This window comes from Kitasatospora sp. NPDC032121 (genome assembly GCF_055580145.1).
Map to the genome: position 1 here is coordinate 584,313 of NZ_JBVILX010000003.1, position 26,132 is coordinate 610,444.

Annotated in this window: 21 protein-coding genes and 1 pseudogene; 12 read left to right on the top strand and 10 right to left on the bottom strand. The window is 75.0% G+C overall.

The features are described from left to right. Positions 1–122 precede the first annotated feature (122 nt). Positions 123–698, top strand: coding sequence for an SRPBCC family protein (locus ACZ5OX_RS13475; RefSeq protein WP_465630025.1), 576 nt, complete (start codon positions 123–125; stop codon positions 696–698). 167 nt (positions 699–865) lie between these two features. On the opposite strand, the gene ACZ5OX_RS13480 is transcribed toward ACZ5OX_RS13475, so the two are convergent. Both ACZ5OX_RS13480 and ACZ5OX_RS13485 read right to left on the bottom strand, forming a co-directional pair. After that, positions 866–1,516 (bottom strand): ankyrin repeat domain-containing protein, encoded by a 651-nt coding sequence (locus ACZ5OX_RS13480; protein WP_465630026.1) that lies wholly within the window; start codon positions 1,514–1,516, stop codon positions 866–868. Between the two features lie 254 nt (positions 1,517–1,770). After that, the gene (locus ACZ5OX_RS13485) at positions 1,771–2,262 is read right to left on the bottom strand and encodes an HPP family protein (protein WP_465630027.1); all 492 of its coding nucleotides are present in this window, start codon (positions 2,260–2,262) and stop codon (positions 1,771–1,773) included. Positions 2,263–2,410: 148 nt separating this feature from the next. On the opposite strand from ACZ5OX_RS13485, the pseudogene ACZ5OX_RS13490 reads away from it, so the two are divergent. The 5 genes and pseudogenes from ACZ5OX_RS13490 (at position 2,411) to ACZ5OX_RS13510 (ending at position 9,202) form a co-directional block, all read left to right on the top strand. Continuing rightward, a pseudogene (locus ACZ5OX_RS13490) lies at positions 2,411–3,628 on the top strand (amidohydrolase). A gap of 475 nt (positions 3,629–4,103) precedes the next feature. Continuing rightward, complete coding sequence (locus ACZ5OX_RS13495) at positions 4,104–5,339, top strand: glycosyltransferase (RefSeq protein ID WP_465630028.1); 1,236 nt, start codon at positions 4,104–4,106, stop codon at positions 5,337–5,339. A 189-nt stretch (positions 5,340–5,528) separates the two neighbouring features. Continuing rightward, positions 5,529–6,242 carry a DUF6461 domain-containing protein gene (locus tag ACZ5OX_RS13500; protein ID WP_465630029.1) on the top strand — a complete coding sequence of 238 codons (714 nt, stop codon included), beginning with the start codon at positions 5,529–5,531 and terminating at the stop codon, positions 6,240–6,242. Between the two features lie 586 nt (positions 6,243–6,828). Beyond that, positions 6,829–8,406 carry an alpha/beta hydrolase gene (locus ACZ5OX_RS13505; RefSeq protein WP_465630030.1) on the top strand — a complete coding sequence of 526 codons (1,578 nt, stop codon included), beginning with the start codon at positions 6,829–6,831 and terminating at the stop codon, positions 8,404–8,406. A 154-nt stretch (positions 8,407–8,560) separates the two neighbouring features. After that, positions 8,561–9,202 carry a mycothiol-dependent nitroreductase Rv2466c family protein gene (locus ACZ5OX_RS13510; protein WP_392876826.1) on the top strand — a complete coding sequence of 214 codons (642 nt, stop codon included), beginning with the start codon at positions 8,561–8,563 and terminating at the stop codon, positions 9,200–9,202. An 89-nt stretch (positions 9,203–9,291) separates the two neighbouring features. On the opposite strand, the gene ACZ5OX_RS13515 is transcribed toward ACZ5OX_RS13510, so the two are convergent. After that, complete coding sequence (locus ACZ5OX_RS13515) at positions 9,292–9,882, bottom strand: DUF1707 SHOCT-like domain-containing protein (RefSeq protein ID WP_465630031.1); 591 nt, start codon at positions 9,880–9,882, stop codon at positions 9,292–9,294. A gap of 352 nt (positions 9,883–10,234) precedes the next feature. Between ACZ5OX_RS13515 and ftsH the strand changes: the two genes are divergently transcribed. Together ftsH and nadE are read left to right on the top strand one after the other, a co-directional pair. Beyond that, positions 10,235–12,370 (top strand): ATP-dependent zinc metalloprotease FtsH, encoded by a 2,136-nt coding sequence (gene ftsH / locus ACZ5OX_RS13520; protein ID WP_465630032.1) that lies wholly within the window; start codon positions 10,235–10,237, stop codon positions 12,368–12,370. A gap of 66 nt (positions 12,371–12,436) precedes the next feature. Further along, positions 12,437–13,276: an ammonia-dependent NAD(+) synthetase gene (gene nadE, locus ACZ5OX_RS13525; RefSeq protein ID WP_465630033.1), complete on the top strand. Its 840-nt coding sequence runs from the start codon at positions 12,437–12,439 to the stop codon at positions 13,274–13,276. Between the two features lie 105 nt (positions 13,277–13,381). Here the strand turns inward: nadE and ACZ5OX_RS13530 are convergent, their stop codons facing one another. Beyond that, positions 13,382–13,768 carry a hypothetical protein gene (locus ACZ5OX_RS13530; RefSeq protein WP_465630034.1) on the bottom strand — a complete coding sequence of 129 codons (387 nt, stop codon included), beginning with the start codon at positions 13,766–13,768 and terminating at the stop codon, positions 13,382–13,384. A 120-nt stretch (positions 13,769–13,888) separates the two neighbouring features. Further along, on the bottom strand, positions 13,889–14,560 hold the full coding sequence (locus ACZ5OX_RS13535; RefSeq protein ID WP_465630138.1) for a hypothetical protein: 672 nt from the start codon (positions 14,558–14,560) through the stop codon (positions 13,889–13,891). A gap of 384 nt (positions 14,561–14,944) precedes the next feature. Between ACZ5OX_RS13535 and ACZ5OX_RS13540 the strand changes: the two genes are divergently transcribed. Then, positions 14,945–16,072 carry a YncE family protein gene (locus ACZ5OX_RS13540; protein ID WP_465630035.1) on the top strand — a complete coding sequence of 376 codons (1,128 nt, stop codon included), beginning with the start codon at positions 14,945–14,947 and terminating at the stop codon, positions 16,070–16,072. A gap of 116 nt (positions 16,073–16,188) precedes the next feature. Here ACZ5OX_RS13540 and ACZ5OX_RS13545 read toward each other — a convergent pair whose 3' ends face one another. Beyond that, on the bottom strand, positions 16,189–17,970 hold the full coding sequence (locus ACZ5OX_RS13545) for a DUF885 domain-containing protein (RefSeq protein WP_465630036.1): 1,782 nt from the start codon (positions 17,968–17,970) through the stop codon (positions 16,189–16,191). Between the two features lie 150 nt (positions 17,971–18,120). Then, positions 18,121–18,549 (bottom strand): DUF5997 family protein, encoded by a 429-nt coding sequence (locus ACZ5OX_RS13550; RefSeq protein ID WP_449787474.1) that lies wholly within the window; start codon positions 18,547–18,549, stop codon positions 18,121–18,123. Between the two features lie 67 nt (positions 18,550–18,616). Between ACZ5OX_RS13550 and ACZ5OX_RS13555 the strand changes: the two genes are divergently transcribed. Together ACZ5OX_RS13555 and ACZ5OX_RS13560 are read left to right on the top strand one after the other, a co-directional pair. After that, positions 18,617–19,453 (top strand): LysR family substrate-binding domain-containing protein, encoded by an 837-nt coding sequence (locus ACZ5OX_RS13555; protein WP_465630139.1) that lies wholly within the window; start codon positions 18,617–18,619, stop codon positions 19,451–19,453. 54 nt (positions 19,454–19,507) lie between these two features. After that, positions 19,508–20,089, top strand: a complete 582-nt coding sequence (locus tag ACZ5OX_RS13560; RefSeq protein ID WP_465630037.1) for a DUF421 domain-containing protein — start codon at positions 19,508–19,510, stop codon at positions 20,087–20,089. A gap of 68 nt (positions 20,090–20,157) precedes the next feature. On the opposite strand, the gene ACZ5OX_RS13565 is transcribed toward ACZ5OX_RS13560, so the two are convergent. Then, a complete protein-coding gene (locus ACZ5OX_RS13565; protein ID WP_465630038.1) occupies positions 20,158–20,874 on the bottom strand; it encodes a rhomboid-like protein in 717 nt (238 codons plus the stop codon). Positions 20,875–20,982: 108 nt separating this feature from the next. Then, positions 20,983–22,332: a cytochrome P450 gene (locus tag ACZ5OX_RS13570; protein ID WP_465630039.1), complete on the bottom strand. Its 1,350-nt coding sequence runs from the start codon at positions 22,330–22,332 to the stop codon at positions 20,983–20,985. 309 nt (positions 22,333–22,641) lie between these two features. Between ACZ5OX_RS13570 and ACZ5OX_RS13575 the strand changes: the two genes are divergently transcribed. Next, the gene (locus ACZ5OX_RS13575; RefSeq protein ID WP_465630040.1) at positions 22,642–24,045 is read left to right on the top strand and encodes an amidase; all 1,404 of its coding nucleotides are present in this window, start codon (positions 22,642–22,644) and stop codon (positions 24,043–24,045) included. Positions 24,046–24,155: 110 nt separating this feature from the next. On the opposite strand, the gene ACZ5OX_RS13580 is transcribed toward ACZ5OX_RS13575, so the two are convergent. Then, a complete protein-coding gene (locus tag ACZ5OX_RS13580) occupies positions 24,156–26,096 on the bottom strand; it encodes an FUSC family protein (RefSeq protein WP_465630041.1) in 1,941 nt (646 codons plus the stop codon). Positions 26,097–26,132 lie beyond the last annotated feature (36 nt).

A 26,132-nucleotide genomic window follows, 5' to 3' on the forward strand; every position in this document is an offset into this window, starting at 1 on the left:
CCCAGGGCGGCAACCCGCCCGCTGTCCTCACCGGCGTCCGGACGTCGGTGAGGACAGCGGGCGGGTGTCGACCCGCATCGATGCGCAAGAGCGGTGACGGAGGAAGGCAGAGGGGGACGGGAATGCGGTACGCCGAAGGTCCGGGTACGCACTGCGAGGTGTTCGCCGCGGCGCCGGTGGAGCGGGTGTGGGAGCTGGTGACGGACATCGGCCTGCCCGCCCGGCTCAGCCCGGAGCTCCGGCGGGTCGCCTGGCTGGACGGCGCGGACGGCCCCGCGGTGGGCGCCCGCTTCGAGGGGCACAACAGCCGTGCGGGCATGCCCGACTGGCGGACGGTCTCCGAGATCACCGAGCTGACCGGGGCGACGGCACCGGCCGGGCCGGGCGACCGGCGCGTCTTCGCCTGGGGCGTGATGGACGCGGACGGCCGCTACGGCGAGCCGGTGTCCGACCTCCTCGGGGCGCTGGCCCGGTGGCGCTTCGAGCTGACCCCCGAAGACGGCGGCACCCGGCTGCGCCAGTCGGTGGTGATCGGTCCGGGTCGCAGCGGCCCCAGCCTGTTCATCGACGCCACGCCGGAGCTGGAGGAGAAGATCGTCGACTTCCGGCTGAACGAGCTGCGCACCGGCATGGCGGCCACCCTCGACGGCATCAAGTCGCTGGCCGAGCAGGGGGATCGGGCCTTGCCCGAGCGCTGATCCCGGCCCTGCGGGGCGGGGCGGGCTGGGTGCCCGTCCGGCCCGCCCGCCGACTCGGGGGAGCCACCCGGGGGCCGGTTCCACGGTTCCTGGTCGGGGTCTTCACCTCTGCGGTTCCGCGGTTCCGCGGTTCCGCGGTTCCGCGGCCCCTCGGGCCTGGATGGGCTTCAGCCGGTAGTGCCCGTGCCGTCGTTGTGGGCGGTCTCCGCCGTGCGCAGCGCCGCGGCGATGGTGCGGAAGCCACGGCGCTCGGCGTGGGCGCGGGCGGTGACGCCGTCGGCGTCGGGGAGAAGCGGATCGGCGCCGTGGGCGAGCAGGACCTCGACGATCTCCTGGTGTGCCGGGCCGCCGTCGCCGAGGAGGACGGCTTCGAGCAGGGCCGTCCAGCCGAGGTCGTTGACGTGGTCGACGTCGACGTCGACGGCGGTCTCGGCGAGGACCGCGCGGACGTAGGCGACGTGGCCGCGTTCGGCGGCGGGGATCACCGACACCCCGCCGTAGCGGTTGCGGCGGGTGAGGTCCGGGCCGCCGGGCAGCAGGGCGCGCAGCATCGGGACGCTGCCGGTGACGCCGGTGACCAGCCAGGGGGTGTTCAGCCGGGAATCCTGCGCGTTGACGTCCGCTCCGGCCTCGACCAGCAGCCGGGCGACGGCGACCCGGTCGGCGAGGGCGGCCCGCAGCAGCGGCGTACGGCCCTGGGCGTCGCGGGCCTCGAGGGCCGCGCCCGCGGTCAGGGCCGTGCGGACGGCGTCGACGTCGCCGCCGTCGGCGGCCTCCAGCAGGGCCTGGTCGGCGGGGGAGAGCGGGCGGGCGGTCATGGCGGGGGCTCCTCGGCGGGTGGCGGACTGCGCGACGGTCCCAGCCTGCCGTCGCGGGCGCTCGGCGGCGTCGGCGGGGCGGTGGCCCCTGTCGGGTGGAACGGATGACGGCCGGGTCATCCGATCGGATGACCCGGCCGTCGGCGTTCGGCAGGAGAGTGGAGATCAGGCACCGGCGCGAGGCCGGTCGTGACCGTGCGGCCGGTCGCGGCCGCGTGGTCTGTGGCCGAGTGGCCGTCATTGCCGAGTGGCCGTCACCAGGACACCGGGTAGCGGACCGGGTGCCCGCCGATCCGGCAGGGCAGCAGGCCGATGAGCACCAGCAGTCCGGTGGCCAGCACGAGCAACGGGAGGAAGGGCACGGGGTGCGGCGCCTGCAGGACGACGATCACGGCGGTGGCCACGGCCGGGGAGTGCGAGAGATGGGTGAGCATCATCGCGCCCAGCGAGAGCCCGGCGGCGACGGCCGCGCCCCAGCTGGTGCTGCCCGTGACGGCCAGGGTGGCGAAGCCGATCAAGGCCGACATCAGCTGACCGCCGATCAGGTTGCGCGGTTGCGAGATCGGCAGCCCGGGTGCGCCGTGCACCAGCGCGGCGCTGGCGGCCAGTGACGGGATCAGCAGTGGCTGGTCGAGCAGTACGCCCACCCCGACCAGTAGGAGCAGGGCGCCGATGGCGAAGACGGCGGCTCGCAGGGCGTGCAGCGGATGCGGTCGGGGCACGTCGGCGGGCGGTGGTGTGGGCATGCGTGAGCGACTCCGGATGGGGGACGGGAACCCGGAGATGATAAACAGATTGTTGAAGGAAAGGTGGGACGTTTTGCCTGGTGAGCACATTCCGTCCACGGACGCGTACGCGGACCAGCCCGGAACCAGGAGCGAGAGCGAGCAGCCCATGACCAGGCCTTCCGTCACCCTCTTCCGGAACGTCCGCCCGTACGGCGCCGACCGGACCGTCGACCTGATCGCCGTGGACGGTCAGCTGGCCGAGCGCCTGCCGGACGGAGCGGTGCCGGAGGTGGTCGAGGGCGGCGGCCGGATCGCGCTGCCCACCCTGGTGGACGCCCACATCCACCCCGACAAGACCGCCTGGGGCGAGCCCTGGTACAGCCGCCGCCCGGCCGGCTCGCTGCCCGAGTACGTGCAGGGCGACGTCGACCTCCACCGGCACCAGCGCACCCCCGTCGCCGACCGCGCCCGCCGGCTGCTCAGCCACGCCGTGACGCGCGGCACCCGCGCCGTGCGGGCCCACGTGGACGTGGCGCCCGCGTACGGACTGGCCGGGGTGACCGGCCTCGCCGAGGCACGCGAACGGCTGGCCGGAGTGCTGGACGTCCAGCTGGTGGCCTTCCCCCAGCACGGCGTCCGGCGGATGCCCGGTGCGGGCGCCCTGCTCGCCGAGGCGGCGGCGAGCGGCCTGATCGACGTCATCGGCGGGATCGACCCGGCGGGCTTCGACGGCCTCTCGGCCGAGGGCTCCGACGGCGAGGGGCCCGCCCAGCTGGAGCTGCTGTTCGGACTCGCCGAACAGCACGGACTGCGCCTGGACATCCACCTGCACGACCGGGGCGAGCGCGGCCTCGGCCCGCTGCGCGAGATCGCCGCGCGGACCAGGGCGGCCGGACTGGCCGGACGGGTGGTCGTCAGCCACGCCTTCTGCGTCCCCGAACTGACCGGCGCGCCGCTCGCCGACCTCGCCGCCGAGCTGGCCGAGTCCGGAGTCGGCCTCACCACCGTGGCGCCCTCCGCCCACCAGGTGCTGCCGTTCCGTGAGCTGCGGGCGCACGGGGTGCGGGTCGGCCTCGGCTAGGACGGCGTGCGCGACTCGTGGAGCCCGTACGGCAACGCCGACCTCCTGCACCGCGCCCACCTGCTCGGCTGGACCACCGACGCCCGCACCGACGAGCAGCTGGCCGACTGCTTCGCGCTGGCGGCCGACGGCGGCGCCGAACTGCTGGACCTGCCGGCCGCCACCCTGAAGCCGGGCTCGCCCGCCGACTTCATGCTGGTGACGGGCGAGTGCCTGCCGCAGGTGGTGGTCGACCTGCCGACGCGCGAGCTGGTGGTCCGCGCGGGCCGGGTGGTGGCCCGGGACGGTCGGTTCACGGGCTGACAGGCGCGCGCGGACCGCCCGGGCGGGTCTCGTGCCCGGCCGCCCGTCGGCCCGTCCGCTTGTGGGCCCGTCCGCTTGTAGGCCCGTACTGATCATGGTGACCGGGAGGTAGCCGGAGGCCACGCCGACCTCCACCCGTGCGCCTGGACGGCGAGCGCGACCGGGACGGCCGGCAACAGGGTGCGGGGCCAGGCCGTCACCGGCGTGGCGGCGGCCGCTCGCGTCCTGCGGGTCGGCGAGGGCAGCGGGGGCCGTTGGGGACGGTCGACAGTCTGCGCTGGGGGCCGGCGGGATTGCTACGTGATGGCCGGTTCGGGAGAGCGGGCGGGACCACGCGGCCAAAGGAAGGGGCAAGGAGAGTCAATCCCCTTGCCACTATCAAGCTATAGCGTGACCCGGGGCTTGCGGCAAGGCCCCCGATCTGTCGCAGAATCCCGTTCGTAAGGCCATGACCTGCGGGAACGGGAGTCGTGAAATGCGTGTGTTGATGACGACGTGGGGATCACGCGGGGATGTCGAGCCGCTGGCCGGGCTGGCGGTGGCGCTGCGGGGGCTCGGTGCGGAGGTGCGGGTGTGTGCGCCGCCGGACGAGGAGTTCGTGGCGGTGCTGGCGCGGGCCGGGGTGCCGTTGGTGCCGCTCGGCCCGACGGTGCGGTCGGTGGTCGCCGGTCCGAAGCCGCCGACGGCGGAGGACGCGTTCCGGTTGGCCCGTGAGCTGGTCGCCGCGCGGTTCGAGATGCTGACCGCCGCTGCCGAGGGCTGTGACGTGCTGCTGGCGACAGGGCTGATGCCGGCCGGGGCGCGGGACGTCGCCGAGAAGCTGGGCCTCCACTACGTGCTGGCCTGCTTCCACATCTTCGGGCTGCCCTCGCGGCACTTCCGGCCCGGGCAGCGGCCGGGAACGCCGTCCCCGGAGGACGAGACCGACTACCGGAAGCTGTGGGAGCAGGACGCCCAGCGGGTGAACGCGCTGTACGGGGAGGCGCTCAACAGCCACCGGGCGGCGAGCGGACTGCCGCCGGTGGAGAACGTCCGCGACCACGTCTTCACCGAGCGGCCGTGGCTGGCGGCGGACCCGACGCTGTGCCCGTCCGAGGGCATGACGGAACTCGACGTGGTGCCGACCGGGGCGTGGATCCTGCCCGACGATCGCCCGCTCCCGGCCGACCTGGAGGCGTTCCTGGACGCCGGTGAACCGCCCGTGTACGTCGGCTTCGGCAGCATGGCCGCGTACGCCCCGGAGGGCATCGCGCGGGTGGCCGTCGAAGCGGCCCGCGCGCAGGGCCGCCGGTTGCTCCTCGCCCGTGGCTGGGCCGGGCTCGCCCCGATCGACGACCGGGAGGACTGCCACGTCGTCGGCGAGGTGAACCAGCAGGCCCTGTTCCGCCGGGTGGCCGCCGTCGTCCACCACGGCGGTGCGGGCACCACGACGACCGCGGCCGTGGCGGGGGTGCCCCAGGTGGTCGTCCCCCGGATTGCGGACCAGCCCTACTGGGCCGCCCGGGTGGCGGAGTTGGGCATCGGTGCGGCGCACCTCGACCGCAGGCCGACCGTCGACTCGCTCTCCGCCGCGCTCACCAGGGCCCTGGCGCCGGAGACCAGGACACGGGCGGAGGCCGTGGCCGGCGGCATCCGCACCGACGGGGCGATGGTCGCCGCGAAGATGCTGTTCGAAGCGGTGGGACAGGAGGCGCCGGCCGTGTCCCGGTGAACGGCGGCTCGGGCTGAGCGAGTTCGGCTTTGGCTCAGTCTCCTTCCAATCGATCGGGGGTGGTTGTCGGCCCGCGTACGGCTGGTTCCGGCAGTGCTCCGGCGACCGGAGACCGGCTGTCGGCCGGGTCGGTTAGGGTGCCCACCGGCGCGCCCGGTCACCGCAGGCCGCGCGCGAGGGGAGGGCGGCATGAGCGACGGCACGCACGGGGGAGCGGGGCAGGACGGCGACGGCATCCAGTGGCTCGCGGAGATCGGCGGGCCCGGCACCGGGCGATGCCCGACGGGCGGCGCCGACACGGACGGTGAGCTCGGCGGCGTCGTCTTCGCCCGGGGGATCACGCCCGAGGAGCTCGCCCGCCGGATGGGCGCCGACCCGGCCACCGCGACCGAGCCGATCAGCGACGCCCAGATCCGGGACCTGGACATCGAGGTCTACCGCCCCGGTGACGACGGCGACGGCGTGATCCGCGTCGGCAGGTGCGCAGGCTGGTCGTTCGCGATCGAGTACGGCGACTCCACCGGCGGTGAGCTGATCACCGAGATAGCGCGTGACGGAGCCGAGGTGGTGCACTTCCGCCCGATGCCGGAGCAGCGGCCGGCCCTGCTCGACTACGCCCGGGACGGCGCCGTGCTGTGCGGCTTCGGCCTCGGCGAGGAGCGTTGGCGCTGGGGCCAGGAGCCGGATCTGCTGGTGCCGGACCTCGTCGCCGCCAGAGTCCTGGAGGCCGACGGCGTGACCTCCTGTGACCCCGGGCGGGAGGCCGGCGGCGGCGCCGCCCGGAGACGTGCCCTGGGCGCCGTCGAACGGCGCTTCGGGCTGAGCCTGCCCCGCGCGGCCCTCGGGGGGCTGCGCCTGCCGGCGTACGCGGTGCGGGGAACCCCGGGCATGGCGCTGCGCTGAGGGGGCGCGTCGGCGATCCCCGAAGCCCGCGGAGCCGAGGCCTGCGGAGCCGAAGCCCGCGGAGCCGAGGCCTGCGGAGCCGAGGCCTGCGCCGAGGGCGAAGCGGAGGCGGACGCAGAAGGCGGCGGACAGGAAGAGCGACAGGAACAGGGTGGTCACGGCAGGGTTCCTTCCCGGGCCCCACCGGCGGGGCCCCGATGCCCGTCATCCTTGCGTGCTGTCGGCCCGTCGCACATGTGCCGATCGGGAGGTTCCCGAGGCGTTACCCCCGGTCTCCCCCCTGCCGATCGGCAGGGGGGAGACCGGGGGTTGAGGGAGGCAGGCGTCCCGCAGCCGGGCCGCGCAGACCGGTCCCTCACCCGTTCGGCCGGTGGCAGTCGGTTCGGCGCGCGCCCCCGTCCGTGGGCCTCCGCACGGTACCGGCGGGCGCCAGCCCTTAGGGTCTGCGGTGCGTCGACGAACCGAGCGCCGGGCGTACGCCGTCCCGCCGAGCGCACGGGCGTCCGGCAGGCCCAAAGGCCCGCAGGCCCAAAGGCCCGTGACCGCGCGCCGGGGCGCCCGGCCGACCGAGAGGTGGACCCACCCCATGCACACCGTCGTCCGCGGCGCCGGAGCGCTCGGCCTCACCGTCCTGCTGCTCACCGCCGCCACCGGCTGCCAGGCCGACGGACCCTCCGCCGCCGAGGCCGCACCGGCCTCGCCGGCCACCGGCACCTCTGAAGTCGCCACCGCCCTGGCCACCCAGAGCCTGGACTGGCACGCCTGCGCCGCCCCCACCACCGCCCAGGGCGCCGGCACCGCGCCCGCGGCCGACTGGCAGTGCGCCACCCTCAAGGTCCCACTCGACTACGGCAAACCGGACGGCGCGACGATCGACCTCGCCCTGATCCGCACCCCCGCCAAGGACGAGCAGCAGCGGATCGGCTCGCTGCTGTTCAACTTCGGCGGCCCCGGTGCCTCCGGCGTGGTCGTCCTGCACGCCCTCGCCGCGACCTACGCCTCCCTCAACACCCGCTACGACCTGGTGAGTTTCGACCCGCGCGGAGTCGGTGCCAGCGCCCCGGTGACCTGCCTGGACGACCGGGCGATGGACGCCGCCACCGCCTCCGACGGCACCCCCGAAACCCCCGACGAGGTGAAGGCCCTGGACGACACCAACGCCGGGTTCGTCGCCGCCTGCGAGCACAACTCCGGCGCGGTGCTGCCGTACGTGGACACCGAGAGCGCCGCACGCGACATGGACCTGATGCGCCAGGCACTGGGTGACCAGAAGCTGTCCTACTTCGGCTTCAGCTACGGCACCCAGCTCGGCGGTGTCTACGCCCACCTGTTCCCGCAGCACGTCGGCCGGATGGTGCTGGACTCGGTGGTCGACCCCACCAAGGACCCGCAGCAGGCCGCGCTCGGCCAGGCCCAGGGCTTCCAACTCGCCCTCGCCGACTTCATGAAGGCCTGCGCGGCCCAGGCCGGTGCCGCCTGCCCGACGGGCGCGGGCGGCGACGAGGGGACGGCGAAGGTCGCCGCACTGCTGCAGCGGCTGGACCAGTCGCCGCTGCCCACCAAGCAGGGGCGGCAGCTCACCGAGAGCCTGGCGGTCACCGGCATCGCGGGTGGCCTGTACAGCCAGGCGACCTGGCCCGCGCTGGTCGGCGGGCTCACCGAGGCGATGGAACAGGGGACCGGTGACACGCTGCTCCAGCTCGCCGACGCGCTGAACGGGCGCGACCCGCAGGGGCACTACAACAACCTGAACGCCGCGAACCGGGCGATCAGCTGCGTGGACGCCCGGCAGCGCTACTCGGACCAGGACGTGCAGCAGCAGCTGCCGCAGTTCCGCGCCGCCTCCCCGGTGTTCGGGACCTTCACCGCCTGGGGCCTGACCGGCTGCACCGGCTGGCCCGTCCCCGGCAAGACCGCCCATCCGGAGGTCTCCGCGCCGGGCGCCGCCCCGATCCTGGTGGTCGGCACCACCGGAGACCCGGCCACCCCGGTGGAGGGCGCCCGGGCGATGGCGCAGCAGCTCGGCGCAGGGGTCGGCGTCAGCGTGACCCTGCAGGGCGAGGGGCACGGCGGCTACAACACCGGCAACGCGTGCCTGAAGCAGATCGTGGACGCCTACCTGCTGGACGGCACGGTGCCGGCGGACGGGACGACGTGTGCCTGAGCGGGGTGGTCGGGCGTGAGCTCGGGTCCGAGAGTGGCCCACCACGGCAGCTGTCGATTGGCCCTGGAGGGTGGGCCATTCGGCCGCTAGCCTCTTCGACGTGACGAACGACGTGACGAACAGCGTGCTCGACCAGCACCCCGCCCACCACGCCATCCAGCCCCTCGACAACGGCCACAGGCCCGACAGCGACACCGTCAAGGTCGACTTCTACTTCGATCCAGTCTGCCCGTTCGCCTGGATCACCTCGCGGTGGATCCTGGAGGTCGAGCGGCAGCGTGAACTCGACCTGAACTTCCGGGTGATGAGCCTGTCCGTCCTCAACGAGGGCCGCACCGACCTGCCCGAGCGCTACCAGCGCCTGATGACCACCGGCTGGGGCCCCGTACGCGTCTGCATTGCCGCCGCCGAGCAGTACGGCCCGCAGGTGCTGCGCGAGTTGTACACCGAGCTCGGCACCCGGCTGCACGACCAGGACCGGCCCGCCGACGACACCGTCATCCGGGAGGCGCTGGCGGCGGCGGGCCTGCCGGAGGAGCTGGCCGAGGCGGCGAACAGCACCGATCACGACGAGGCCCTGCGCAAGAGCCACCACGAGGGCATGGACCCGGTCGGCGAGGAGGTCGGCACGCCGACCATCCACGTGGACGGCGTGGCCTTCTTCGGCCCGGTGCTGAGCGCCATCCCGCGCGGCGAGGACGCCGTACGGGTCTTCGAGGGTGTGCGGCTGCTGGCCGGCTACCCGAAGTTCTTCGAACTCAAGCGGACCCGGACGGGCGGCCTCGACTTCTCCTGATCCGACCAGGCCAGGCCAGGCCAGGCCAGGTCCGACCTACCAGGCCAGACGCGGCCAGAGGCCAGGCCAGGCCAGACCGTCCCCGCCCGTCAGCCCCGGCGGCGCTGCTTGATCCTGATCGGCCCCGACCGTGGGTGGCCGATCAGGACCAGTGTCGGGGCGCCGGGCTCCGCCGACTCGGCGGCCTTGTTGACGATGTTCCCGGTGTTGGTGCTCGACGGATCGATCCGTACGCCCCAGCCGCGCGGGACGATCAGCCGCACGTGGCCCATGCCGGTCGACGCCTCCACCGTGACCTCCCGGTGGGGGCAGACGGCCTCGGTGAAGTCGATCGTGAGCAGCGACATCCTGGTCTCCGCGACGATCCGGCGGGGCACCGACCACCGGCCGGCCTGCACCATGTTGTTCATCCGGGGCCGGAGTACGAGGGCCTCCTCCGCGGACTCCGCTCCGGGCCCGACCCGCCCGCCGAGGTCCGCCACCAGGGCGTCGAGTTGGCGGTAGGTCCGCGCGGCGTAGGTCAGGTCGAGCCGCTCCTCCAACTCCGCGAGGTCGATGCGGCCTTCGCCGGCGGCGACCCGCAGCTGCTCGGCCACCGCCTCCCGGTCGCTGTCCCCGGCCCGGGGTTCCATGGCGGCCTCGGGCGTCGTGCGTATGGCGGGCAGTTCCTCGTTGACCATGCGGCTACTCTAGGTCACGAACCGCCCTGGCGGGCCGCTCGATCGCCAACTCCCCGTGCCCGGCTGTGCCGTGAGCGTGGCCGACGTCGTGGCTGGCGCCGTGGTCGGCGGAGCAGCCGGGGGCCGGAGACCGGCGGACGCCCGCGCTCTGCGGCCGCCGGCCCGGGGCGCCGCACGCGCCGTTCTCCCCCGGGTGGACCGTTACCACCCCGTTCGGTCTCCCGTCCGGGCGCGGACCGTCCCACCATGGAGGGGCGGAGGCTGTTCGGCCCCCGGAGAGTTCGGCCCCCGGAGAGTTCGGCCCCGAGAGTTCAGCCCCGAGAGCTCGGTCCCCGAGAGGCGGTGAGCGTGGATGATCGTACGAATCCGGCTGCGCGCTGCCCGTCACCCCACGACTCCACCGGGGTCCGATTCCGGCCCGGGCACCGACTCGGGCGCCGGCCCCGGCACCGGACCTGGCCCGAGGCCGGGCTGGGACCAGCCGCGCGGCCAGGGCCCGGGCCAGGGCCGCAACCAGGGCCCGGGGCCCGGCGGCCCGGGTGGCCCAGGCGGCCCAGGGGGCCCCGGCAAGCCCCCGCCGCCCTCGTGGCGCCGCTGGCTGCTGCCCGTCGCCGTGCTGGTGACGCTGCTCCTGCTGGTGCTCTTCTCCAACCCCGGCAAGCCCGGCACCCGCTACGGCTACAGCGACTTCGTGAACCGGGTCAACGCCGGCCAGGTGCAGACCGTGGACGTCAGCGACACCGGCGGGGTGAGCGGCACGCTCAAGGACGGCACCCACTTCACCAGCCAGATCCCCACCGCCCTGGACACCTCCCAGCTCAGCAGCGCGCTCACCGACCACCAGGTGACCGTCACCGGCAGCCGGACCAGCGGCGGCGGCTCGATCTGGTCCACCCTGCTGCTGTTCCTGCCGCTGCTGGTCTTCGGCGCGCTGTTCCTCTGGTCCGGCCGGATGGCCGCCCGCTCGCTGGGCGGCGGCCTGAGCGCCATCGGACGGTCCCGGGCCAAGATCATCGAGGCCGAGCGGCCGAACACCGGGTTCGCCGACGTGGCCGGCTACGAGGGGGTGAAGCAGGAGGTCAGCGAGGTGGTCGACTTCCTGCGCAGCCCGGAGCGGTACGCCGCCGCCGGGGCCAAGGGGCCACGCGGGGTGATCATGGTCGGGCCGCCCGGCACCGGCAAGACCCTGCTCGCCCGGGCCGTCGCCGGGGAGGCCTCGGTGCCCTTCCTCTCGGTCACCGGCTCCGGCTTCGTGGAGATGTTCGTCGGCGTCGGCGCCTCCCGGGTCCGCGACCTCTTCGAGGACGCCCGCAAACGCGCGCCGTCGATCATCTTCATCGACGAGATCGACGCCGTCGGCGGCCGCCGCGCGGGCGGCACCCGGCTCGGCGGCAACGACGAGCGCGAGCAGACCCTGAACCAGCTGCTCGCCGAGATGGACGGCTTCGACCAGAGCACCGGCATCGTCGTCATCGCCGCCACCAACCGCCCGGACGCCCTCGACCCGGCCCTGCTGCGCCCCGGCCGCTTCGACCGGCAGGTCACCGTCCCGCTGCCCAACCAGGCCGAACGGGCCGCCATCCTCGCCGTGCACGCCCGGGGCAAGAACCTGGACCCGGACGTCGACCTCGGGCGGCTCGCCCGCGGCACCCCCGGCTTCTCCGGCGCCGACCTCGCCAACCTGGTCAACGAGGCCGCCATCAACGCCGTGCGCGCCGACCGGTCCGTCCTCACCGCCGACGACCTCGACGCCGCCCGCGACCGGGTGCTGCTCGGCCGCCGGGAGTCCTCCAACGCGCTGCTGCCCGAGGAACGGCACGCCGTGGCGGTGCACGAGTCCGGGCACGCGCTGATGGCCGCCCTGTGCGAGCGCGCCGACCCGGTCGCCAAGGTGACGATCCTCCCGGCCGGCGTCGCCCTCGGCGCCACCGAGCAGCTGCCCGAGGCCGAACGGCACCTGTACAGCGAGGGCTACCTGACCGACCTGCTCACCGTCCAGCTCGGCGGCCGGGCGGCGGAGCTGGTGGTCTTCGGCGAGGGCTCCACGGGCGCCGCCAACGACCTCGCCAACGCCACCTCGGTCGCCACCCGGATGGTCCGCGAGTTCGGCCTCTCCCCGGAGCTCGGCCCGGTCGGCTACTCCAGCGGCACCCCGCACTACCTCGGCGACAACCCCGAGGACCTGCTGCGCCGGCCGTACTCCGAGCAGACCCAGCGCGCCGTGGACGAGGCGGTGGCCGGCCTGCTGCGCCGGGCCGAGCGGCGGGCCCTCGACCTGCTCACCGAGCACCGGCACCACCTGGACGAGCTCGCGGCGCTGCTGGTCGCCCAGGAGACGGTGGACGGCCGGGTGGTGCTGGACATCCTGGCGCACCCGGGACCGGGTCCGGGGCAGCCGGTCTCGCTGCGCAAGCCCGACGGGTCCGAGGGACGGGCGGAGCCGGGGCCCGGGGGGCGGGCTGAGCCGGGGGAGACCCCCCGCCCGTGACGGCCGTGCCGCCGGGGGTCGTATCCTCGTTTGCGCGTCACGTACCCACCGTCCCGAGGAGTCGGAATGACCGAGCCCCTGCCTGCCGACGTCCAGCGGGAGATCGCCCGTGCCCTCGGGGTCGTGCCCGTGCCGGACCCCGCGGAGGAGGCCGAGCGGCGGGTGGAGTTCCTGGCCGACCAGGTGCGGAGCACCGGCGCGCGCAGCCTGGTGCTGGGGATCAGCGGCGGCGTCGACTCCACCACCGCCGGGCGGCTCTGCCAGCTCGCCGTCGAGCGGTTGCGGGACGAGGGGCGCCAGGTGACCTTCACCGCGATGCGGCTGCCGTACGGGGTCCAGGCGGACGAGGCGGACGCCCAGCTCGCGCTCGGCTTCATCCGCGCCGACGAGGTGCTGACCGTCGACGTCAAGCCCGCCACCGACGGCGCGCTGGCCGCCCTCAAGACCGCCGGACTGACCTACACCGACCACGGCCACGAGGACTTCGTCGGCGGCAACGTCAAGGCCCGCCAGCGGATGGTGGTCCAGTACGCGGCGGCCGGCGCCAAGGGCGGGCTGGTGGTCGGCACCGACCACGCCGCCGAGGCCGCCGTCGGCTTCTTCACCAAGTTCGGCGACGGCGCGGCCGACGTGATGCCGCTGTCCGGCCTGACCAAGCGCCAGGTGCGGGCGATCGCCGAGGCGCTGGGCGCGCCGGCCGAGCTGGTCAAGAAGGTCCCGACCGCCGACCTGGAGAACCTCGCCCCCGGCCGCCCCGACGAGGACGCCCTCGGTGTCAGCTACGACGCCCTGGACGACTTCCTGGAGGGCCTGCCGGTCAGCGAGGAGGTCTTCCGGACCGTCCTCGGCCACTACCGCCGCACCGAGCACAAGCGCAACCTGCCGGTCGTCCCGCCGGTGGCCTGACCGGCCGGGCCCGCGCCTTCGCCGCCCGTCTCCCGGACTCCTCGCTGGCCGGGCGGCGGGCGGCGGCCGGGTGGTCGACGGGCCCGGGCGGTCCGGTAGCACTTGCTAGGGAATGCCGCCGATGGCGCCGCCCAGGAGCAGGGCGACCACGAGGGCCAGGAAGGCCGCCAGGGCCAGATGGCCGAGGAGGAGGCCGAGCATCGCGCAGCGCCAGCGGCGCTGCGGGGTCGACCGCTGACCGGCGACGGCCACGCCGAGCAGCACCGTGAACGCGATGCCCGCGAGGAGCCCCCAGGTCTGCAGCACCGCCGAGTGGTGCTCCCCGGGTGTCTGTTCCCCGGTCCAGCGCCAGATCCCGAACAGCAGGAAGCCGTCGATCACCACCGACAGCACGGCGAACACCGCTCCGGCCCTGAGGTCCGTCGTCTCTCTGCTCAGCCCCTTGACGCCCGCCCTCGCCACTGCGCCCGCCCCCTGATGTCGCTCGTTCACGTGTCCGATCACGTTACCGGTGGGGCGGGGGTCGCGGCGGCGGGCCGGCGCTCGTGTGTCCCGCCACCTGAGTGGTCGCAACAGCGGAGCTGTGCCCAGCAGTTGGACCCTGAGGGCCCGTCAGTCCCCGTCCGCGTCGGGCTCGGGGGTCGGGGCGGAGCCGGTGCCGGCGGCGAGTCGGCCCTCGGCGGTCGTCCAGTCGGTGGCGATCGCCTGCTGGGCGGCGGCCAGGGTGATCCGGCCCTTGCAGATCGCGGTGTGCAGGTGGGTCTCCACCGTGTCCTTGGGGTTGTTCGGGCCCTTGCCGGGGACGTGGCCGGGGGAGGGCGGCTCGACCCACAGGTTGCGCGGGTCGTTGGGGTCGCCGCCGAGCTGGAGGCTGATCAGGTGGTCGTACTCGGCGTCGGCCAACGGCCCCGTGTAGGCGTAGGACTTGGCGTTCTCGGCCTTCTCCTTGCCGGTGATGTTCGCCGGCGGGCGGATGGTCGAGGTGTAGCCGCCCGGCTTGCAGATCGTGTCCTTGAGGTTGTCCTGGCTGACCGCCGGGCTGATCGCGCCCGGGGTGCAGGCGGGGTCCGGCAGCGGCTGCTGGTCCGCGGTGTAGCGGTAGTGGCAGCTGCCCGGCGCGGGCTGCGGCTGGACCTCGTAACTGTTCTTCGGGCCGGGGCCGGTGACGATCGAGGCGGCGGGCGGGGCGGCCGCCGCGGAGTCGGACCTGACGCTCCCGGCGGTGTGGCCGCCGCCGGGCGAGCAGCCCGCGGCCGCGGCGGCGAACAGGACGGCGGCGGCCATGGCCAGGGCGCGGCGGGCGGGAGCCGGCACGGGTTCCTCCATCGGGGTGGGCGCGGGCGGCGGTCGCCGGGCGTGCCGGTGGCCGTTCCAGCGGACCCTACCGTGTCGGCAGGGCCGTTGGGGTGACGCCGGTTCGGGCGCGGGAAGCCTTCGCCGGGCGCGCGGAACCGTTTCCGCGACGACGGCGAATCCGGCCGACGCCGACGCCGACGCCGACGCCGACGCCGACGCCGTGGCCGGTTCCGGTTCCGGCGGTGTCGTGAAGGGGCTGTGTTCGGCCGGAGTGGGACCGACTCCGGCCGAACCGCTACGCGGGCCCCGCGAACGTGTCGTAGCCTGACGCGGACGCGGCGAAGCCGCGATCCGACCGGCGGGAGGGGAAGCATGAACGGGCTTGTGCGCAAAGCACGTTGGCTTGGCGCGGTGGTGGCGGCGGGGGCGCTGCTGGTGACCGGGACGGAGGCGGTGGCGGCCGCGCCGGCCGGCCCGGCGGTGACGGTCCGGCAGGGCGTCGCCCCGGACACCCTGGCGTTGGGAGCGAGGGGCGAGTCGTTCGCCGTCAGTCCGGACGGCAGCCGAGCGTTCGTGGTGGCCAGTTACGACGTCGACCCGGGACACGGCGCCCGCGCGGTCCGCAGCATCGACACCCGGACCGGAGTGAGCACCGACCTGCTCACCGTCTCCTCCTTCGACATGGTCGGCCGTCCGACCGTGAGCCCGGACGGCAGCCGGGTCTACGTGACCGTCAACTGGGACCTGCTGACCTTCGACGCCGTCACCGGCGGGCTGCTCGCCCGGGTCGCCACGCCCGACCAGCCGCGCCCCGGAGCGATGACCAAGGGCGGGCTGCACGGGGTGACCGTCAGCCCGGACGGCACCCGGCTCTGGCTGTCCCAGTACGGCCCCTACGGCGTGCGCATGGGCAGCCGGGCCGGCCGCGTCCTCGCCTACGACCCCGCCACCCGGACCTTCCCCGGCAGCGTGACGCTCACCGGCTTCACCGTGAACCAGGTGGTGCTCGGCCCCGACGCCACCGACGCCTGGGTCGGCACCGCGGACAACCTGTACCACCTGGACGTCGAGGGTGCCGTCCCGGAGGTCATCGACCGGGTGGCGGACTTCGGCTCCGCCGAGGCCGTCGTGCCCGCCCCCGACGGCCGCACCGTCTACGCGAGCGGCTACCGCGAATGGGGCACCGTCTCCCTCGACACCCTCGACCCGGCGACGAACACCTTCCGGTCCGGCTTCTCCCTGGGGCCCTTCGACAACGGCCCCCAGCTGCTCGGGGCGAGCCCCGACTCGCGCCGGCTCTTCGTGTTCACCGGCGCGAAGACCGCCCAGGCCGCGCTGCTCTCGTACGACCCCGCGACCGGCGCGGCCGTCCCCGGCGAGACCGTCACTGGCTTCGGCCTGGACTCCGTCGTCCAGGTCCAGCTCGGGGCGGACGGGCACACCCTCTACCTGGCCGGGCTCCAGGGCGGTGACTCGGTCCTGCGGACCGTCCGGTTCTGACGACGACCTGACGGCACCGGGGCGGGCGTGGAGCCCCTCGGTGCCGTCCGGCGGACGGCACCGAGGACGGCACCGAGGGGGACGCGCAGCGGTGGCAGGGCAATGGGACGTACGGCCTACTGCGCCGCGATCCAGTCCGTCACCAGCTCCTCCAGCACCCCCAGCGGCAGGCTGCCGTGCCCGATCAGCTGGTGGTGGAACTCCCGGACGTCGAACCGGGCGCCGAGCGCGGCCTCGGCCCGTTCGCGGTGCCGCACGATCTCCCGGCGGCCGATCAGGTAGGCGGTGGCCTGGCCCGGCCAGGCGATGTAGCGGTCGATCTCGTTGCGGACGTTGGCCGCGGGGGTCGCGGTGTTGGCCCGCAGGTAGGCCATCGCCCGCTCCCGGGACCAGCCGTAGTGGTGCATCCCGGTGTCCACCACCAGCCGGACCGCCCGCAGCGCGTCCATCGAGAGCATGCCGAACCGGGACAGCTCCGAACTGTACAGCCCCATCTCGTCCGCGAGCCGCTCGGTGTACAGGCCCCAGCCCTCGACGTGGGCGGTCAGCTGGCCGCTCGGGTTCCGCCGGAACTGCGGCAGGTGGTGCAGGGTCCGGGCGACGGCGAGCTGGAGGTGGTGGCCGGGCACGCTCTCGTGGAAGGCGAGCGCCTCGTACTCGTAGCTGAACCGGCTCTCCGGGCGCAGCGTGTTGATCCAGTGGGTTCCGGGCAGCCCGCCCGGGCCCGGCGGCTGGTAGTAGGCCAGCGGCGCGTTCTCCGCCTCGATCGGGTCGATCTCCCTGGTCACGCAGTCGGCGATCGGGTACGGGCGGAACCAGTCGGCGCAGGCGAGGCGGGCCCGCTCCAGCGCCCCGTCCACCAGGGCGACGATCTCGGCCGCGCTGCCGAAGCGCAGCGAGCGGTCCTCGCGCAGCGCGGTCAGCACGGCCGCGGGGTCGGTGATGCCCAGGACCTTGCCGCCGAGCTCGGCGAACTCCTCGCGCAGCGCCGCCACGGCCTCCAGGCCGATCCGGTGCACCTCCTGCGGGGTGAGCCCCGGCCGGGTGAAGCGGGCGACGGCGTCCGCGTAGCCCTCGGCGCCGCCCGGCACGTGGCAGACCCCGGGCTTGTCGTCCGGCCGGGCAACCGGTATCAGTTGCTGGGCCAGCCCGGCCCGGTAGCGGGCCACCGCCGGGCGGACGGCGTCGCGCACGATGGCCAGGGCCCGCTCGGACTCCCGGCGGCCGGCCAGCGGCCGCAGCAGCTGGTCCTCGGCCGGGGCGGTGGCCAGGTGGGCCTCCAGCTGGGCGACGGCGGCGTCGACCCCGCTGCGCGGCGGGCGGCGGCCCTCGGCGGCGGCGTCCAGGGTGCGGCGCAGCGTGGCGTCGAAGTAGCCGGGCAGGGCGGCGAGGCGCTCCAGGTAGGCGTCGGCGCCCTCCTGCTCGACCGAGGTCATGGCGAGCGCGGAGAAGGCCTCGTTCTGCGGGGCGACGATGGTCGCCGAGACGCTGAACTCGGCCAGCCCGTGGGTGATCTGGCCGATGCCGTTGTCGATCAGCCGGGCGAGCACCCGGTGGGTGATCCGGTCCTCGCCGGCCAGCGTGTCCGGCGGGATCGCGGCCAGCCGGTCGGCGAAGCCGCGCAGCGTCCCGCGGTGGCGGTGCGCGGCCTCGCGGGACGGGTCGGGCACCAGGTGGGCGTAGCCCTCGACCCCGCTGAGGGTCGCGTCGAACGGGTTGTGGGTGTTCTCGGCGGCGAAGAACTCGTCCGCGAGCGCGGCGAGCCCCGCGTGCCGCGACTGCCCGGTGTCCTGAGGCTGCCCGGTGTCCTGCGGCCGCCCTGCGTGCTGGTGCTGTCCGGCGTCCTGAGTCCGCCCTGCGTTGTGAGTCCGCGCTGCGTCCTGAGGCTGCTCGATCACTGGTCGCTCCCCCGGTGCGGTTGCCGCGGTGCGGCGTACCGCCGCGCCCGATCCCGCCGATTATTCGGAGCGATCGACGGCCCGGTCAATACGCCGCGGCGGAAGGGGAGTTCCACCCCTTCCGCCACCGCCGCACCGAGGGGAGACGGGTCAGCGCGCCTGGGCGGCCTTGCCCTCCTTGGCGGCCTTGGCGGCGGCCTCCTTCTCGTGCTTCTCCTTGATCCGGGCGGTCTCCTTGCGGACGTCCACCTGGTTGGCGCGCTCGTGCTGGAGCCAGAGCGGGTTCTCGGCCTTGACGGCCTCGATCTGCTCGGTGGTCAGCGCCTCCGTCACGCCGCCGCGGGCCAGGCCGGAGATCGAGATGCCGAGCTTGGCGGCGACCACCGGGCGCGGGTGCGGGCCGTTCTTGCGCAGGTCCTGGAGCCACTGCGGCGGCTCGGCCTGCAGTGCGTTCAGCTCCTCGCGGGAGACCACGCCCTCCCGGAAGTCGGTCGGCGCGGCGTCGAGGTAGATCCCCAGCTTCTTGGCCGCCGTGGCCGGCTTCATGGTCTGGCTGGTCTTCTGCTTGAGCGATGTCATGGTGACAAGGGTAAGGGAGCGCGCGGGCGCTTCCGGTCACGGTCGGTAGCCTTGCCCTGTGACAGACATGCAGGTGAACCCGTCCTTCCGGCTCGTGTACGTCCCGGGCGTGACCCCCGGCAAATGGGTCCGGGTCTGGAGCGAGCGGCTCCCGGACGTGCCGCTGGACCTCCTCGCGGTCCCGTTCGGCGATGCCGAGCGCACCCTGCGCGAGGGCGGCGCGGACGCCGGGCTGGTCCGGCTTCCGGTGGACAAGGACGTGCTGAGCGCGATCCCGCTCTACACCGAGACCACCGTCGTGGTCTTCCCCAAGGACCACTGGCTCGCCGCCGCCGAGGAGGTCCCACTGGCGGACCTGGCCGAGGAGGTGGTCTTCCACCCGCTCGACGACTCCCTCGGCTTCACCGCCGAGACCCTGCCCGGGCGCCCCGCCATCGCGCGGCCGGACAGCACGGCGGACGCGATCGAGCTGGTCGCGGCGAACGTCGGCGTGCTCCTGGTGCCGCAGTCGCTGGCCCGGCTGCACCACCGCCGGGACCTCACCTACCGGCCGGTGGTGGAGGCGCCGCAGTCCCAGGTGGCGCTGTCCTGGCCGCAGGAGCGGACGACGGACCTGGTGGAGGAGTTCATCGGGATCGTCCGCGGCCGTACGGTCAACAGCTCGCGCGGCCGCGGGGCCGGGCAGGCGGCGCCCGAGGCCCGGCCCGGGAAGGCGGCCCCGGGCAAGCCGCAGCAGCAGAAGTCCGGCGGGCAGAAGTCCGGCGCACAGAAGGCGGGCGGCCAGAAGAGGGGCGCCCAGAAGGCGGGCGGCCAGCGGGCCGGGGGACCGAAGGGCGCGAAGGCAGGCGGCGCCAAGGCCGCCGGGCGCGGCGCGGCGGCCCGGCGCGGCAGGCCGAAGCGGTGACCGAGGCGTAGCCTCTGCCCCGTTCCCAACAGCCGAGGCGGGAGGAGCGGGGCAGTGTGGCACAACCTGGTGGCGGTCCAGATCCCGATCGGGGAGAAGGTCCTGCGCACGATCGCCGTCTACGCGTTGATCCTCGTGCTGTTCCGGCTCGCCGGGAAACGCGGGCTGGCGGGGCTCAACACCTTCGACATGGTGGTCGTCTTCCTGCTCTCCAACGTGGTGCAGAACGCCATCATCGGCAACGACAACAGCCTGCTCGGCGGTGCGATCGGGGCGGTCACCCTGGTCGCGGTGAACGCCGTCGTCACCCGCTGGCTCGCCCGCGACCGGAGGGCCGCCCGCATCCTGGAGGGAAAGGCCACCACCGTGGTCCGGGACGGCAGGCTGGTGCCCGGCGCGCTGCACGACCTGGCGCTGCGCCCGTCCGAGCTGGAGCACGCCATCCGGATCCAGAACGGCGACGACCTCGGCGAGGTGGCCCGCGCCCGGCTGGAGCCGGACGGGCAGCTGCTGGTCGAGATCAAGGCGGACGAGCAGAACGCCACCCGCGGCGACGTCGAGGACCTGCGGCGCCGGCTGGCGGAGATCGAGCGGCTGCTCGCCGCCATCGCCGCCGACCGTCGCCCGCCCCGCTGACGCCGACCTCGCTGACGCCCGCCCGCCCCCGTCCCGCTGACGCCCGCCCGGTTCAGGTGCGGGTGTCGTCAGGCGGACCCCGGGGCCCCGGCGCGACGGCGGCGGGAGGCGGTGAGGGCCACCGCGGCGGCCAGGGCGAAGCCGAGGGCGGCGGCGAGGAGGTGGCCGACGGTGGTGAACTCCGGGAGCGGGCCGGGCCATTCGCCGCCGCCGCCGAGCGGCCAGGCGACGACGAAGGCGGCCCAGGGCAGTCGGGCCCACCGGGGTACGGCGAGGGTGGCGAGGGCGAGGACGGTCTGGGCGCCGTAGCTGATGCCGTAGTCCGAGGCCTGCCGCACGTCCTGCGGGTACCAGCCGTGCCGCAGGGCGAGCACGATCACCGCGGCGGTGACCAGGGTCGCGCCGATGTGCCCGCCGAGGAAGACGGCGGCGGCGCGCAGGCTGCCGTAGCGGCGCTCGGTCCAGGCGAGGCAGCAGCAGACGCCCAGGCCCAGGGTGATCAGGGTGCTGCCGAAGCCGGTGGAGAGGACCTCGGTGAGGGTGCCGTCGAAGAGCAGCGCGCTGCCGAACAGGGCGGTGACCGGGTGGTCGTGCAGGTTGTCGAGGTTGGTGCTGATGTGGTCGCGGAGCGCGTCCGCCCGGTCGGCGGCGAGCACGCTCTCGACCCAGACGTGCCCGAGCAGGAGCAGGACGACGTAGCCGAAGGTCAGCGGTGAGCGGCGCGGGTACGTCCGGACGGCGTGCAGCGCCCCGGTCAGGAGCCCCCGTGGGGTTCGAGCGTTCATGGCGTGGTGGTGTCCCGGTCGAGCGGCCTGGTTCCGGCCGGCGCCCGTACGGCCGGCCATGCCGGGACAGTACCGAAGCCCCGTCCCCGGGCGCCGGTCGGCGTCCGGTCAGCGGATGCGGCGGGTCAGCCGCGCGGTGAAGGGCCGGGGCGCGAGGGAGGAGCTGCGCCGGGGGCGGACCGGCCGGCCGGGGGCGGGGGCGATGGTCCAGCGGGCGGCGATGGTGGCGATGGCGAGGACGGCCTCGGTGGTGCCGAAGTCGTCGCCGATGCAGCGGCGGGCGCCGAGGCCGAACGGCGTGTAGGTGCCGGGGGCGGGGCTGGCGGTGGTGAGCCAGCGGTCGGGGTCGAACCGGTGGGGGCGGGGGAACAGGTCGGCCCGGCGGTGCAGCAGGTAGGGGCTGAACAGCAGGGTGGTGCCGGCCGGGACGCGGTGGCCGCCGAGCTCCGTGTCGGTGGTGGCGGTGCGGCTGAGGATCCACGGCGGCGGGTAGAGCCGCAGGGTCTCGCTGACGATCCGGGCGGTGAGCGGCAGGGCGGGCAGGTCCTCGTGGCGGGCGGGACGGCCGTCCAGGACGGTGTCCAGCTCGGCGTGCAGCCGGCTGCGGACGGCCGGGTTGGCGGCGAGCAGCGTCCAGGCCCAGGAGAGGGTGGCGGCGGTGGTCTCCACGCCGGCGAGCAGGAAGGTGAGCACCTGCTCGTGGATCTCGGCGTCGGACAGGCTCCGGCCGTCCTCGTCCGTGGCGGCGAGCAGGGTGGAGAGCAGGTCGTGCCGGTCGGTGCCGGCGGTACGGTGCTCGGCGATCAGCCGCCGGGTGATCTGCCGGAGGTCCTGTCGGGCGCGGTGCGAGCGGCGGTTGCCGGGGGTGGGGAGGAGGTCGGTGCCGGGCAGTGGCAGCAGCGGCCGCCGGGCGAGGCCGCGGGTCACGACGTCCATGCGCCGGTGCACCGGCGGTGAGCCGGCCCGCTCGTGCGCGGCGAACAGGCAGCGGGCGGTGACGGCGGTGCTGAGGCGGTGCATCGCGGCGGGGACGTCGATCACGTCGCCGTCGTGCCAGCGGGCGGTGGCGTCGGCGATCTCCTCGGCCATCAGGGCGGCGTAGCCGGGCAGCCGTTCACGGTGGAAGGCGGGCTGCAGCATCCGGCGCTGGCGCCGGTGGACGGCGGCGGGGCAGGTGGCGAGGCCGTTGCCGACGACCTCCCGGGCCTTGGCGAGGAGGGGCCCGCCCTTGTCGAAGGTGTGGTCGTCGGCGAGCATCCGGTGGACCAGCTCGGGGTGGCAGACCACGTACGCGCGGAGCGGGCCGAGCCGCAGCCGGACGAGGTCGCCGTGGGCGGGCAGCCGGGCCACGAACTCGTGCGGGCGGTGGAGCAGGGCGGGGGCGTGGCCGAGCAGGGGAAGGCCGCCGGGGGCCAGGGCCGCGGTGAACCGGGTGGTCGGGAAGAAGGGGGTCGGCACGGGCGTCACCTTGGTTGGGGCGGGAGGACCGGGACGAATCGTGAACGTGATCTTTCCCGGCGGCGTGCGGCGAAACGATCGTGGACCGGCGGACGGGGTGAACGCGGGGGCGCGGGTTGAACGGTCGTGCGCCCTCGGCGATGTGACGAATCGTTCATTCGCGGAACGGCGCCCCGGCTCGGCGGGGGCCACCGGCCACGCCTACACTCGAAGCGCTTGCGGGATTACCGGTCAGTAGAACCGGGCAGGAACGACCAGCCGGTGCGATCGCCGGACGGCGGGACGCCCGGCAGGGAGTGGGGAGTTCGGATGACCGACGAGCGGGTCCACGCGTTCGCCGACGACGCCCTGGGCGCCCACGACGCGGTGGCGCTCGCCGCACTGGTGCGGGCCGGCGAGGCCGACCCGAGGGAGCTGGTCCGCGCGGCCGTCGACCGGGCGGCCCGGGTGGACGGCACGCTGCTGCCCGTCGCCCACGCCTCGTACGACAGGCCGCGGATCAGCCGGGAGGGCATCGGCGGCCCGCTGTGGGGCGTGCCGACGTACCTCAAGGACAACGTGGACCTGCGGGGCCTGCCGACGGCGATGGGCAGCGCGGCCTACCGCGCCCGACCGGCCCGCCGCAACGCGCGCTTCACCGACCAGTTCCTCGCCACCGGCCTCGCCGTCCTCGGCAAGTCCAGGCTGCCCGAGTTCGGCCTCAACGCCTCCACCGAGTTCGCCGCCGCCCGGCCGGTGCGCAACCCCTGGAAGCCCTCGCACTCGGCCGGCGCCTCCTCCGGCGGCTCGGCGGCCCTGGTGGCCTCCGGCGTGGTGCCGATCGCGCACGCCAACGACGGCGGCGGCTCGATCCGCATCCCGGCGGCCTGCTGCGGACTGGTCGGGCTCAAGCCCACCCGGGGCCGGCTGGTCACCAACGCCCAGAGCGGCAAACTGCCGATCGACCTGGTCACCGACGGCGTGCTGACCCGCTCGGTGCGCGACACCGCCGCCTTCTTCGCCGCCGCCGAGCGGCACCGCGCCAACCCCGCGCTGCCCCCGCTCGGCCTGGTCGAGGGGCCGGGCGAACGGCGGCTGAGGATCGGCCTGGTGGTGGACTCGCCGATCGCCAAGACCGACGAGCCGACCAGGCGGGTGGTCGAGGAGACGGCCGCCCGGCTGGAGGCGATGGGCCATCTGGTCGAGCCGACCGAACTGCCCTTCGGCGAGGAGTTCTCCCGTGACTTCGTCAGCTACTGGGGCTACATCGCCTGGGCCATCGCGGCCACCGGCCGGCTGCTGATCGACCCGAGCTTCCGGGCCGGGAAGCTGGACGGACTGACCACCGGGCTGCGCCGCCGGTTCCAGGCCGAGTTCCCGCGGACCCCCGGCGTGCTGCGGCGGCTGCGCCGGGCCGAGGGCGTGTACGCGCGGATCTTCCGCGGCCACGACGTGATCCTGTCCCCGGTGCTCGCCCACACCGCCCCGCCGATCGGGCACCTGAGCCCGAACGTCGACTTCGACGAGCTGATGGACCGGCTGATGCGCTACGTCGCCTTCACCCCGGTCAACAACGTGACCGGCGGCCCGGGCATCGCGCTGCCGGCCGGCTCCGCGCCCGGCGGGCTGCCGGTCGGGGTGCACCTGTCGGCGGCGCACGGGCAGGAGCGGCTGCTGCTGGAACTGGCCTTCGCGCTGGAGGCGGACCGGCCCTGGCGGCGGATCCAGGACTGAGCCCGGCGATGCGGGGACTGAGCCCGGCGATGCCGGGACTGAGCCTGGCGATGCCGGGACGGAGCCCGGCGGCCGGCGCCCTCGGTCGACACCGGCCGCACCGGGCGCGCTCAGGCCACCGGCGCGGCCACCGAGCGGGCCGCGTGCACCTCGTGGTGCAGCCGGGCCAGGGCGCAGTCCGGCGACAGCACGTCCGGTTCCGCCGCCGGCAGCGGCGCCCCGGTGCGCAGCGCCTCGGCCAGGCCGGTCAGCTCCCGGGTGACGGCGGCGACGTCCTCGGGGGCCGGCACCGGCGCGCCGTGCTCGATCCGCACCCGGGTGGCCGTGGTGGTGTCCACGATCCGCTCGACCGCGATCACCACCGGCCACCACGCCTCCGCCCGGGGGCCGACCGGCGGGGGCTCGGTGAGTGCCCGCTGGAACTCGCTGCGCACCGTGGACAGGTCCCGGTAGAGCCGCCGCCGGTAGCGGGCGCGGGCCGGTTCGTCCTGTCCGGGCGCGGTGGTGAGGGCCAGCGACACGTACGCGGCGGTGTCCTGGACGGCGTCGGCGAGGCGGTCGCCGATCCGGGTGTGCCAGGACTCGGGCCACAGCAGGTAGCCGACCAGCAGCGCGATGCCGCAGCCGATCAGCGAGTCGTAGAGCCGGGGCAGCACCAGGTGGAAGCCCTGGTGGTTGAGCAGGTCGGAGAGCAGCAGGATGACCGGGGTGATGGCCGCGGTCTGGAAGGCGTACCCCTTGGCGGACAGCACGGGGATCAGCGCGGCCAGCGCCGCCATCACCGGGACGTCCCACCAGCCGTGCGGCACCTCGGCCAGCACCGGGATGGCGATCAGCAGCCCGGCCGCGGTGCCGAGCGCGCGCAGCACCGCGCGGGAGAACACCGAGCCGAAGTCGGGCTTCATCACGAAGGTCACGGTCAGCGCCACCCAGTACGAGCGGGGCACCGCGATCGCCGAGACCAGCACCTGCGCCAGCCCGATGCACAGCGCCAGCCGCAGCCCGTACCGCCAGGAGGTGTCGGACAGCAGCAGTGCCCTGGCCGCGCGCCGGGCCCGGACCGCGAGGCGGGCGGGCCGGCCGAGCCGGTCCTCGTCGGCGTACGGGTCGGGCGCGGCCTCGTACACGACGACGGCGGCGTGCCGGACCGCCTCGACCAGCGCGCGGGTGGACGGGCCGGCCGGGACCGGCAGGTCGAGCGGCGGGGGCGGGCCGGTGCGGCCCTGCTCGACGGCGTCGGCCAGCGCGCGCACGGCGGCCGGGTAGCGGGCGGACAGCGGGCCGAACTCGGGCGGGCGCAGCTGGGCCGCCGGGGCCGCCTCGACCACCGGGATCACCGCGTTGAGCTGGGCGAGCAGCCGCACCAGGGTGGGTGAGCGGCCGTGCCGCCGGGCCCGGCGGGCGAGCAGCAGGTCGTAGGACTGGTTGAGCGAGCGGGTGAGCTCGCGGCGGCGGCCGTCGTACTCCGGTGTGCCGGCGGCCGCCAGCAGGTCGGCGACCGCCCGGTAGGTGTCGGCCACCACCACCCGCTCGGGGACGCCCAGGCGCAGCGGCCAGGCGAGCAGGGTCAGGGCGAGCACGACCAGGCCGCCGAGCAGCAGCAGGGCGGGCGGCAGCCACCAGGGCGAGGGCAGCGGCAGGCCGGCCCCGACGACGGCGTTGAGCAGCAGGAGCAGTCCGGAGACGGAGGCGACCGCGCCGATCGAGGAGATCATGCCGGAGACCAGGGCGACGACGGTCAGCGTCGCGACGGCCGCCCAGCCGGAGCCGAACACCAGGGTGCCGCACAGCATCCCGAGGGCGCCGAAGAGCTGGGGCACGGCGATGTTGAACACCCGCATCCGGTACGCGTCGGCGGTGTCCCCGATGACTCCGGACAGCGCGCCCATCGACACCAGCGCGCCGTACGCGGGCCGCCCGGTGGCGGTGCCCACCGCGAGCGGGGCGGCGAGTGCGACGGAGGCGCGGGCGACCGCGGCCCGGGGGATCGGCGCGGCCCGGGGCCGCAGGCCCTCGGTCAGCCACGGGGGAGCCGTCAGCGCGCGTGCCATACGCCCAACGTACGGCGGGCCCGTCCGGTTCACCGT